Annotated in this window: 14 protein-coding genes; 8 read left to right on the forward strand and 6 right to left on the reverse strand. The window is 61.5% G+C overall.

Annotation, left to right across the window (positions count from 1 at the left end):
* The 3 genes from PMI22_RS21315 to PMI22_RS21305 form a co-directional block, all read right to left on the reverse strand.
* A partial coding sequence (locus PMI22_RS21315) for an ABC transporter permease (RefSeq protein WP_007944223.1) occupies window positions 1-1134 on the reverse strand: 1134 nt, incomplete at its 3' end.
* Window position 1135: 1 nt separating this feature from the next.
* Entirely contained in the window at window positions 1136-1846 is a 711-nt protein-coding gene (locus PMI22_RS21310; protein WP_007944224.1) for an ABC transporter ATP-binding protein, read from the reverse strand.
* A 136-nt stretch (window positions 1847-1982) separates the two neighbouring features.
* Window positions 1983-2549, reverse strand: a complete 567-nt coding sequence (locus tag PMI22_RS21305) for a DUF2796 domain-containing protein (RefSeq protein WP_007944226.1) — start codon at window positions 2547-2549, stop codon at window positions 1983-1985.
* A 135-nt stretch (window positions 2550-2684) separates the two neighbouring features.
* Between PMI22_RS21305 and PMI22_RS21300 the strand changes: the two genes are divergently transcribed.
* The gene (locus PMI22_RS21300) at window positions 2685-3032 is read left to right on the forward strand and encodes a hypothetical protein (protein ID WP_007944227.1); all 348 of its coding nucleotides are present in this window, start codon (window positions 2685-2687) and stop codon (window positions 3030-3032) included.
* On the opposite strand, the gene trxA is transcribed toward PMI22_RS21300, so the two are convergent.
* The 3 genes from trxA to PMI22_RS21285 form a co-directional block, all read right to left on the reverse strand.
* Window positions 3029-3901 carry a thioredoxin gene (gene trxA / locus PMI22_RS21295; RefSeq protein WP_007944228.1) on the reverse strand — a complete coding sequence of 291 codons (873 nt, stop codon included), beginning with the start codon at window positions 3899-3901 and terminating at the stop codon, window positions 3029-3031. The genes PMI22_RS21300 and trxA overlap by 4 nt on opposite strands.
* Window positions 3902-4082: 181 nt before the next feature.
* Window positions 4083-4739 (reverse strand): class I SAM-dependent methyltransferase, encoded by a 657-nt coding sequence (locus tag PMI22_RS21290; protein ID WP_007944229.1) that lies wholly within the window; start codon window positions 4737-4739, stop codon window positions 4083-4085.
* Complete coding sequence (locus tag PMI22_RS21285; RefSeq protein ID WP_007944230.1) at window positions 4736-5200, reverse strand: YbaY family lipoprotein; 465 nt, start codon at window positions 5198-5200, stop codon at window positions 4736-4738. The genes PMI22_RS21290 and PMI22_RS21285 overlap by 4 nt, the downstream gene beginning before the upstream one ends.
* A 127-nt stretch (window positions 5201-5327) precedes the next feature.
* On the opposite strand from PMI22_RS21285, the gene nrdR reads away from it, so the two are divergent.
* The 7 genes from nrdR to thiL all read left to right on the forward strand — a co-directional run.
* Window positions 5328-5792: a transcriptional regulator NrdR gene (gene nrdR / locus PMI22_RS21280; protein ID WP_003228656.1), complete on the forward strand. Its 465-nt coding sequence runs from the start codon at window positions 5328-5330 to the stop codon at window positions 5790-5792.
* A complete protein-coding gene (gene ribD, locus PMI22_RS21275) occupies window positions 5789-6922 on the forward strand; it encodes a bifunctional diaminohydroxyphosphoribosylaminopyrimidine deaminase/5-amino-6-(5-phosphoribosylamino)uracil reductase RibD (protein ID WP_007944231.1) in 1134 nt (377 codons plus the stop codon). The genes nrdR and ribD overlap by 4 nt, the downstream gene beginning before the upstream one ends.
* Window positions 6923-6968: 46 nt before the next feature.
* Window positions 6969-7634 carry a riboflavin synthase gene (locus PMI22_RS21270; RefSeq protein WP_007944232.1) on the forward strand — a complete coding sequence of 222 codons (666 nt, stop codon included), beginning with the start codon at window positions 6969-6971 and terminating at the stop codon, window positions 7632-7634.
* Window positions 7635-7665: 31 nt separating this feature from the next.
* Window positions 7666-8757, forward strand: coding sequence for a bifunctional 3,4-dihydroxy-2-butanone-4-phosphate synthase/GTP cyclohydrolase II (gene ribBA / locus PMI22_RS21265; RefSeq protein WP_007944233.1), 1092 nt, complete (start codon window positions 7666-7668; stop codon window positions 8755-8757).
* A 91-nt stretch (window positions 8758-8848) separates the two neighbouring features.
* Window positions 8849-9325, forward strand: coding sequence for a 6,7-dimethyl-8-ribityllumazine synthase (ribH, locus tag PMI22_RS21260; RefSeq protein ID WP_003185938.1), 477 nt, complete (start codon window positions 8849-8851; stop codon window positions 9323-9325).
* Window positions 9322-9822 (forward strand): transcription antitermination factor NusB, encoded by a 501-nt coding sequence (gene nusB / locus PMI22_RS21255; RefSeq protein ID WP_007944234.1) that lies wholly within the window; start codon window positions 9322-9324, stop codon window positions 9820-9822. The genes ribH and nusB overlap by 4 nt, the downstream gene beginning before the upstream one ends.
* An 18-nt stretch (window positions 9823-9840) precedes the next feature.
* On the forward strand, window positions 9841-10691 hold an 851-nt coding region (gene thiL / locus PMI22_RS21250; protein WP_007944235.1), incomplete at its 3' end, for a thiamine-phosphate kinase.

The following is a 10691-nucleotide window of genomic DNA, read 5'->3' on the forward strand; positions in this document are numbered from 1 at the left end:
TGGCAGGTAAAAGCCGTAATTGGCTTGCACGTAACCCTGGGCGGCGGCGATGCCCACATACAGCAACGCCACGCCGGCAATCACTCCGGACAACGCCAGGGCGAACGCTTCCAGGACCAGCAGCGTCGCGATGTGACATGGTCGAGCACCCACCGAGCGCAGAATCGCCATCTCGCGCCGACGTTCATTGAGGCTGGTGAGAATCGCCGTGAGCATGCCGATCAACCCGGTCAGCACTACAAACAGGGAGACCACAAACAAGGCTTTTTCCGCTGTGCTCATCAAACTCCACAACTCTTGCAGTGCCACGCCGGGCAGGATCGCCAGCATCGGCTCGCCACGGAATTCATTGATCTCGCGTTGCACCGCAAAGGTTGAAATCTTGCTGTTGAGGCCGAGCATGAACGCGGTAATCGCTTGCGGCGTGAGGTCCATGTTCCGTGCCTGATCGGCACTGATCCGGCCGTTGTCTCGCGCTGGCACGCCGTTGTGCCAGTCGACATGAATCGCCTCCATGCCGCCAAGGCTGATGTGTAGCGTGCGGTCCACCGGAGTGCCGGTGCGTTTGAGAATGCCAACCACGGTGAACGGTTTGTCGTCGTGCTTGACCAGGCTGATCACCGCTACGCCGTGGGCCAGCACCAGTTCGTCGCCGAGCTTGTAGTGCAATGCATCCGCCACTTCGGCACCGAGCACCACTTCAAACGGGTCGTTGGCGAAGGCGCGGCCTGCGGACAATTCCAGGTGTTGCTGATGGCCGTAATGGTAATGCTCGAAGTAGGCCTCGGTGGTGCCCATCACCCGATAGCCGCGATGGGAATCGCCCAGGGACATCGGAATCGCCCACTTCACTTTCGGGTCGTTGGCGAAGTGTTCGAAGCTGTCCCAGCGGATGTTGTTGGTGGCGTTGCCGATGCGGAACACCGAGTAGAGCAACAGGTTCACCGAACCGGAACGCGCGCCGACGATCAGGTCGGTGCCACTGATGGTGCTGGCGAAACTGGCTTTGGCTTCGGTGCGCACCCGTTCCACCGCTAATAGCAGGCACACCGACAGGGCGATGGCGAATGCGGTGAGGAGGGCGGTGAAGCGCCGGTTAGCCAGACTGGCCATGGCTAGACGAAACAAATACATCTCAGACCTCGGACGGGGTAGCGGCGCGATTGAGTTCGGCCAGCGACAGGTGGCGATCGAACAGGGGTGCGAGGCTCTGGTCATGGCTGACAAACAACAGGCTCGATCCGGCTTCACGGCATTCGGCGAACAACAGGCGAATGAAGTTTTCGCGTGCGTCGTAGTCCAGGGCTGACGTCGGTTCGTCGGCGATGACCAATTCCGGCTGACCGATCAGCGCGCGGGCAGCGGCCACGCGTTGCTGCTGGCCGATGGACAGTGAGTCGGCGCGACGGCTGAGGATGCCTTCATCTTTCAAGCCCAGATGGGCGAGCAGGGTGGCCGCCGCTTGATCAACGCTGCCATGACGCTGTTGCGCCCGTTCGGCGCGCAACCTGGAGAAATGGCAGGGCAGTTCGACGTTCTCGCGCACTGACAGAAACGGCAGCAAATTGAATTGCTGGAAGATGTAGCCGGTGTGATCGACGCGGAAACGGTCACGTGCACCGGCACCCAGTTCGGTCAGTTCCTGGCCGAGCAAACGAATGCTGCCGCGATCAGGTTTCTGCACGCCACCGAGCAGGCCGAGCAGGGTGGTTTTACCACTGCCGCTGGGACCTTTGAGGAACAGGGTTTCGCCAGGCTCCAGGCGAAACGCCGGGATATCCAGTAATAGCGGGTGACCGGGCCAACTGAAGCCCAGGTCGGACAGTTCGATGAGTGCTTGGGTCATGTGAAACCGGTCAGGTGATAGGTGAACCCTGTGGGAGCGAGCCTGCTCGCGAAGGCGGTGTGACAGGCAACATTTCTGTTGTATGTGACGGCGCCTTCGCGAGCAGGCTCGCTCCCACAGGGGATTTGCGGTGGAATCAGAACTTCAGGGCGGCTGCCTTGGCGGTCACTTCAACGCCTTGCTGCCCGCTCGGGCTGATCAGTTGTACCTGAATTTTCCGGGTCGCCGGGAACGTGTTGAAAATGTTCGCCAGGTCGAGGTTTTTCAGGGCGCCGGGAGCTGCGCAGGTGAATTGGTAGTGAGCGTGGATTTCGCTGTGGTCGTGATGATGTTCGTCTTTGGTATCATCATCGGCGTCCGGTTTATCGCCGAACAACGGGCTTTCCAGTTCCTGCATGGCGACCACGCAACCGGCCGCTTTTGGCAGGTTGAATAGCACCAGTGGTTTTTCGAGTTGCGCACGAACGGTGGCGACCTTGGCTTTATCGGCATCCGTGGTGGCGGCGTGTTCGAAGCCCACCAGGTTCATCGCCGGGCTTTCCAGCTCCAACTCCAGAGTCTGGCCATCCAGCGCTGCGTTCAAGCGGCCTACACCATGTTCGTGGGCGCCAAGGCTGCTGTGCTCATGATCATGTTCATCAGCGGCGTGGGCGTGGGCTAGCGGCAACAAGGCAAACGGCAAAGCGAGCAGCAGACGGCGCATGGAGGGTCCTCAACAAGTAAAATGAAGTATTTGTTATGTAATCTTATAACGTTAGCGGTGAGAGTTTGACCGGCTACTTGGCGTTGCACAAGTCCCGTGGGAGCATGCAGGTCAGAAATGTGCAGGAGCAGACGTATGTTGCGAATTCGCGGAAGCATCGGCGACTGGCCGGTGGATTTGACGCTGGAGCTGGATGACGGCGACTGGGCACGGCTCGGTGCGCAGTTGCAGGTGAGCAGGCCCGAGGCCAGTGTCGCCCCGGCCAAACCGGTGACCCAGGATGACGCGCTGTGGCAGATCGCCAAGGACCTGTTGCGCAACGCCGGGCAATTGAGCGGGCCGGATTTGCTCGATCAACTGGAAGGTCTGACGGGCAGCGCGGCGTCGGGCAAACGCCTGTTGGTGCGCTTGCGCCATAGCGCCGAGGTGAAGGTGTCGAGCGGCGGTGATACGCCGCTCTACAGTTGGATCAAGCCGGCTTAGTACAGCGCAGCAAACAACTTGCGGCGGTAGGTGGTCACGAGCGGATGGTCATTGCCCAGCAGTTCGAACACCTGCAGCAAGGTCTTGTGTGGCAAGCCTTCGCTGTAGCTGCGATTGCGGATGAACAACTTGAGCAACGCATCCAGCGCCGCGTCGTACTGTTGGCGGGCCAACTGCTGAACCGCCAGCTGATACACCGCTTCATCATCCTGCGGATTTTTCGCCAGGCGTGCTTTCAGGTCCGCTGCATCCGGCAAGTCCTTGGCCTGACCGAGAAACTGGATCTGCGCCTTCGCACCGGCCAGGGCAGCTTTGTGTTCATCGCTCTTGACCGCGTCGAGCACGGTTTGCGCTTCACTCAACTCACCGCGCTCGGTGAGGCAGCGGGCGTAGAGAATCAACGCTTTGGCGTTGGTGTTGTCTTCGCCCAGCAGCACTTTCAGCACGGCTTCGGCGTCGGCAAAACGACTGTCATCGAACAACGCTTGAGCTTGTTCGAACGGGTCCGCGGCGGCCGGTGGCGGCATTTGAACGTGAGGCTCAAGCATCGCCCGCACGGCGGATTCCGGTTGTGCACCGGCAAAGCCGTCGACCGGTTGGCCGTCCTTGAACAACACGACGGTCGGCAGGCTGCGAATACCGAAACGAGCGACGATGTCCTGTTCCAGATCGCAGTTGACCTTGGCCAGCAGCAACTCGCCCTGATAGCTCTCGGCGATGGTCTGCAGCAACGGCATCAGCACTTTGCAGGGCGCACACCATTCGGCCCAGAAGTCCACCAGCACTGGCTTGTGGAAGGAGTTCTCGATCACCGACTGGTCGAAATCAGCAGTCGTGGCGTCGAAGATGTACGGCGTTTCCTGACTCATGGGGGATCTCTTGGAAGCGTGAATAGGGGGAACTATACGGCTTGGCGGGGGGTGGCCGGAAGTCGGAGCATGATCGTTCCCACGCTCCGCGTGGGAATGTCTGCAGTGACGCTCTGCGTCACGCCGTACGAAGGGACGCGGAGCGTCCGGGGCTGCGCTCCCACGCAGAGCGTGGGAACGATCATGTCCGGGTGGCGTGGTAGAGGCTCACATGCCGAAACTCTTCGGGCTCAGCCAGATCCGGCAGGGTCATCGCTTCCAGCATTTCGATGCGCTGATACAGCGAATGACGAAAATCCCTGACACGCGAATCGGCCACCAGCGCCTCTTTGCCGCGGGTTAAAAACTCATCGAGCAATGGCAGGTTCGCCCGGTCGTAGAGCACATCAGCGACCAGGATCAGATCAAACCGGTCTATCTCGGCGAAAAAGTCGGTCGAGTAGTTGAGGTCTACGTCATTGAGTTCAGCATTCGCCCGACACGCGGCAATCGCCAGCGGGTCGAGGTCACAGGCCACCACCTCCAGTGCGCCGGCCTTCACCGCGGCAATCCCCGCCACACCCGAACCGGCACCGAAATCCAGCACCCGTTTGCCTTTGACCCACTCGGGGAATTCGGCGAGGTAGCGCGCCACCGCCAGACCACTGGCCCAGCAGAAACTCCAGTAGGGCGGCTCATGCAGAATCCGTCGGGTTTCTTCGGAGCTGAATGCGCGGTCCATGTTGTCGCCATCGATCAGCCAGAGTTTCAGCTCGGTCTCGGGCAATGCGACAGGCACAAGCTGCGCATCACCGAGCAGTTCACCCAAGGCCTGTTGCAGGTCGAGCGGTGCATTCATGGCGCTTTGACGAATTGCAGCTGGCCCAGGGCCTGCGTGGTGGGCTGGGAGATGATCCGCGACGGCAGATGCAAAATCAGCTGGCCAGACTGGCTGGCGCGGCCGCGCAGTTCAACGCGGGCGCCGGACGGGAACGATTCCGGGTTGAAGCGCAGGTGAAACGGCAGCACCTGATTGGTGCCGATCAGGCTGGAGCTGGCAAGCAATTGTTGCGGGCGATCCTTTTCGTCGATCACCAGCAGCGCCAGTTCGACTTCGGCGCCGGCCGGCACGCCTTGCAAGGTGCCGCTCAACTCTCGTTGAAACGCCGGCAGCGGTCCGAGGTTGGCCGACTCCTGCGCTTTTTTCTGCGCCGCCTGCGGGGCTGGGCCTGGCGTCGGGGGCTGGGGCTTGGGGGCGTCGCTGCCGCAGGCCACCAGCAGGCTGAAAAGACTGAGCAAAACGAGCGGTCTTAGGGACATTTACGGCTCCAGCAAGGTGAAATCCATGGATCAAACACTATAGCCGTCTGTATACCGCAAACCCTATGGCTTGTCTTGCCACGGGGATGCGCTACCATGGCCCTCCCTTTTTTTGTTGCCTGCCACCATGCACTGTCCCTTCTGCGGTGCCAACGACACCAAGGTCATCGACTCGCGTCTGGTCGCCGAGGGCGAACAGGTGCGCCGCCGGCGTGAATGCCTGGCCTGCGGCGAGCGTTTCACGACGTTCGAGACTGCTGAACTGGTGTTGCCGCGCCTGATCAAAACCGACGGCAGCCGTCAGCCCTTCGACGAAGAAAAACTGCGCGCCGGCATGCAGCGTGCGCTGGAAAAGCGCCCGGTGAGTGTCGAGCGCCTCGAATCGTCGCTGGTGCACATCAAACACAAACTGCGCGCCACCGGCGAGCGTGAGGTCAAGTCCCTCGTGGTCGGTGAACTGGTGATGGCCGAGCTGCAAAAGCTCGACGAAGTCGCCTATATCCGCTTCGCTTCGGTGTATCGCCGCTTCCAGGACCTCAACGAGTTTCGCGAAGAGATCGATCGCCTGGCCCGTGAGCCGGTGAAAGAATGAATACGTCTGCCGAACAAGCCATCCTCGACGCCCATTACATGGCCCGCGCGCTGGAACTGGCGCGTAAAGGCCATTACACGACGCACCCCAATCCTCGGGTGGGCTGTGTGATTGTGCGGGACGGACAGGTCGTCGGCGAAGGCTGGCACGTGCGTACTGGCGAGCCGCATGCGGAAGTCCACGCCTTGCGTGCCGCTGGCGAGCAGGCCCGTGGCGCTACCGCTTACGTGACGCTGGAACCGTGCAGCCACCACGGCCACACGCCGCCCTGCGCCGATGCGCTGGTGAATGCCGGGGTCGCCCGAGTGGTCGCGGCCATGCAGGATCCGAATCCGGAAGTCGCCGGGCGCGGCCTGCAACGCCTGGCCCAGGCCGGGATTGCCACCGAAAGCGGCGTGCTGGAAGGTGAAGCGCGCAAGCTCAATCAAGGCTTTCTCAAGCGCATGGAACACGGCTTGCCGTTCGTGCGGGTCAAGTTGGCCATGAGTCTGGACGGCCGCACCGCGATGGAAAGCGGCGAAAGCCAATGGATCACCGGTCCTGCGGCTCGTTCGGCGGTGCAACGGTTGCGTGCCCAGGCCAGCGTGGTGCTGACCGGCGCCGACACGGTACTGGCGGACAACGCCCGGCTGACCGTGCGTGCTGACGAATTGGGCCTGGACCCGGAGCAAACCGCTTTGGCCATGAGCCGTCCGCCGCTGCGCGTGCTGATCGACGGCCGCCTGCGGGTGCCGCTGAATGCGCCGTTCTTCAAAGCCGGCCCGGCGTTGGTCGCCACCTGCGTGGCGGTGGAAGAGCAGTACGCCAATGGCCCTGAGTGCCTGATCGTGCCCGGCGTTGACGGTCAGGTCGATCTGCACCGGTTGCTGATCGAGCTCGCCCATCGCGGGGTCAATGAAGTGCTGGTCGAAGCTGGCCCGCGTCTGGCTGGCGCTTTCGCTCAGCAAGGCCTGGTGGATGAGTTCCAGATTTTCATCGCCGGCAAGTTTCTTGGCTCCTCGGCGCGGCCACTGCTCGACTGGCCGCTCGCGCAAATGAAGGATGCGCCCGAGCTCAAAATCACCGATATTCGCGCGGTTGGCGATGACTGGCGGGTCACTGCCATTCCTTCACCAGCAGCGAGCGTATAATTCCCGGCCGCAGCCCAGCGACGGCTATGTTCTCGAGGAGGACTCCATGTTTACCGGCATCATCGAATCCATCGGCAGTATTCGTGCATTGACCCCAAAAGGCGGAGATGTGCGGGTACACGTAGCAACCGGCAAGCTCGACCTGAGCGACGTCAAACTGGGCGACAGCATCGCGGTCAACGGCGTGTGCCTGACCGCCGTTGAGTTGCCTGGCAACGGCTTTGCCGCCGATGTCAGCCGCGAAACCCTCGACTGCACCGCCATGAATGACCTTAAAAGCGGCAGTCCGGTGAACCTGGAAAAAGCCCTGACCCCGACCACTCGCCTCGGCGGGCACCTTGTCAGCGGTCATGTCGATGGCGTCGGCGAAGTGGTGACCCGTACCGAAAATGCGCGTGCCGTGGAATTCCGCATCCGCGCCCCGAAAGAGCTGGCCAAGTACATCGCCCATAAAGGCTCGATCACCGTCGACGGCACCAGCTTGACCGTGAACGCGGTCGATGGCGCCGAATTCCTGCTGACGATCATTCCGCACACACTGAGCGAAACCATCATGGCGTCGTACCAGCCAGGTCGCCGGGTGAATCTGGAAGTCGACTTGCTGGCCCGTTATCTGGAGCGTCTGCTGCTGGGCGACAAGGCCGCCGAATCCACAGCCGGCAGCACCATTACTGAAAGCTTTCTGGCCGCCAACGGCTACCTCAAATCCTGAAGCTCAAATTTCGAAAGAAGGGGGGTGCCTTGTGGCGCTCAATAGCATCGAAGAACTGGTTGAAGACATCCGCCAAGGCAAGATGGTCATCCTCATGGATGACGAAGACCGCGAGAACGAAGGCGACCTGATCATGGCCGCCGAGTGCTGCAAGCCCGAGCACATCAACTTCATGGCCAAGCACGCCCGGGGCCTGATCTGCATGCCGATGAGCCGCGAGCGCTGCGAACTGCTGAAGCTGCCATTGATGGCGCCACGCAACGGTTCCGGTTTCGGCACCAAGTTCACCGTTTCCATCGAGGCGGCCGAAGGCGTGACCACCGGCATCTCCGCCGCCGACCGTGCGCGCACCGTGCAAGCGGCCGCCGCGAAAGACGCCAAGGCTGAAGACATCGTCAGCCCCGGCCACATCTTTCCGCTGATGGCCCAGGCCGGCGGCACGCTGGCCCGCGCTGGCCACACTGAAGCCGCCTGCGACCTGGCGCGCATGGCCGGTTTCGAGCCGAGCGGCGTGATCTGCGAAGTGATGAACGACGACGGCACCATGTCCCGTCGCGCCGAACTGGAAGCGTTCGCCGCCGAACACGACATCAAGATCGGCACCATTGCCGACCTGATTCACTACCGGATGATCCACGAACGTACCGTTCAGCGGATTGCCGAACAGCCACTGGACAGCGAACTGGGCCAATTCAACCTGGTGACCTATCGTGATTCCGTGGAAGGCGACGTGCACATGGCACTGACCCTGGGCACTGTCTGCGCCGAAGAGCCGACCCTGGTTCGCGTGCACAACATGGACCCGCTGCGCGACCTGTTGATGGTCAAGCAACCGGGCCGCTGGAGCCTGCGCGCCGCCATGGCTGCGGTCGCCGAGGCCGGCAGCGGTGTGGTGCTGTTGCTCGGTCACCCGCTCGATGGCGACGTATTGCTGGCACACATTCGCGAAACCGCTGATCAAGCGGCCGTGAAAAAACCCACCACCTACAGCATCGTCGGTGCCGGTTCGCAGATCCTTCGGGACCTGGGCGTACGTAAAATGCGCCTGATGAGTGCGCCAATGAAATTTAATGCGATATCCGGTTTCGATCTGGAAGTTGTAGAATACGTGCCCTCCGAATAATGACCGGTTGTTTCCAGTCCTTGATTCGCGGCTAAAAAATCACTGAGGGACGCGTAGAAAACGCTTCCCGGCTCTTTAAGAGATCTAACGAATGACCCTGAAGACCATCGAAGGTACCTTCATCGCCCCTAAAGGCCGCTACGCTTTGGTAGTGGGCCGTTTCAACAGCTTCGTTGTTGAAAGTCTGGTCAGTGGTGCAGTGGATGCCCTGGTTCGCCACGGCGTAAGCGAAAGCGACATCACCATCATCCGCGCTCCAGGCGCCTTCGAAATTCCGCTGGTTGCGCAGAAAGTCGCTCAGAAGGGCGAATACGCGGCAATCATCGCTCTGGGCGCGGTCATTCGTGGCGGTACTCCGCACTTCGAATACGTGGCGGGCGAATGCACCAAGGGCCTGGCCCAGGTGTCCATGGAGTTCGGCGTTCCAGTCGCTTTCGGCGTGCTGACCGTTGATTCCATCGAACAAGCCATCGAACGTTCCGGCACCAAGGCCGGTAACAAAGGTGCCGAAGCTGCCCTGTCCGCTCTGGAAATGGTCAGCCTGCTGGCGCAGTTGGAGGCCAAGTGATTAGCGACGAAAGCGATCGTTTCAACCCGCGCGATCCAAAGCCTGCGGATGCCGGCAAGCCATCGAAAAGCGTCAAGCGTCGCGAAGCCCGTCAGCTCGCGACTCAGGCGCTGTATCAATGGCACATGGCCAAGCAGTCTTTGAACGAGATCGAAGCGCAGTTCCGGGTCGATAACGATTTCAGTGACGTGGATGCAGCGTACTTCCACGACATCCTGCACGGCGTTCCGGCGCACCGCACCGAGATCGATACTGCCCTGGCCCCGTGCCTGGACATTACGATCGAAGAGCTGGACCCGGTTGAACTGGCTGTTCTGCGCCTGTCGACCTGGGAATTGATCAAGCGCGTCGACGTGCCGTACCGCGTTGTAATCAACGAAGGTATCGAACTGGCGAAAGTCTTTGGTTCCACCGACGGCCACAAGTTCGTCAACGGTGTACTCGACAAGCTGGCCCCGCGTCTGCGTGAAGCTGAAGTGAAGGCGTTCAAGCGCTGATTTGCGCTTGAGTCTGCGATGGGTGAGTTTGAGCTGATCCGCAATTTTTTCGCCGCCGCGCCTTGTGCGCAAGGCGGCGAAGGCGTTGCCCTCGGGATTGGCGATGACTGCGCCTTGCTGGCTGTTCCCTCCGGGGAGCAGTTGGCCATTTCCACCGACACGCTGGTTGCCGGTGTGCATTTCGCAGACCCCTGCGACCCGTTTCTGCTCGGTCAGCGCTCGCTGGCTGTGGCGGTCAGCGATCTGGCTGCCATGGGCGCCACCCCCGTTGCCTTTACCCTTGCCCTGACCTTGCCGACGGTAACCGCCGATTGGCTGCAGGCCTATTCCCGTGGTTTGAACCTCATGGCGCAACGCTGCGGCGTGGCGCTGGTGGGCGGCGATACCACCCGTGGGCCGCTGAGCCTGACCATGACCGTGTTCGGTCGAGTACCGACTGGTCAGGCGCTGACCCGCAGCGGCGCGCAGCCCGGTGACTTGCTTTGCGTGGGCGGAGAATTGGGCAATGCGGCAGGGGCTTTGCCGCTGGTATTGGGTCAGCGAACCGCCGACGCGGCCATCGCCGATCCGCTGCTGGCGCATTACTGGTCACCGCAACCGCAATTGGCGTTGGGCCAGGCATTGCGCGGCAAGGCTACCTCGGCGCTGGATATCTCCGACGGCCTGCTCGCCGACTGCGGGCACCTGGCGTTGGCGTCGAAGGTCGGCGTTCAGGTTGAGCGGAGTAAGCTACCCGTGTCGGCGGCGTTAGTGGGCTTGCTCGGTCAAACGGGTGCCGAAACGGCAGCCTTGAGCGGCGGCGATGATTACGTGCTGGCCTTCACCCTACCGTCCGTCGAGTTGTCTTCGTTGCTGGCGGACGGCTGGCC

The sequence above is a fragment of the Pseudomonas sp. GM21 genome (assembly GCF_000282215.1).
Classification (GTDB): Bacteria; Pseudomonadota; Gammaproteobacteria; order Pseudomonadales; family Pseudomonadaceae; genus Aquipseudomonas.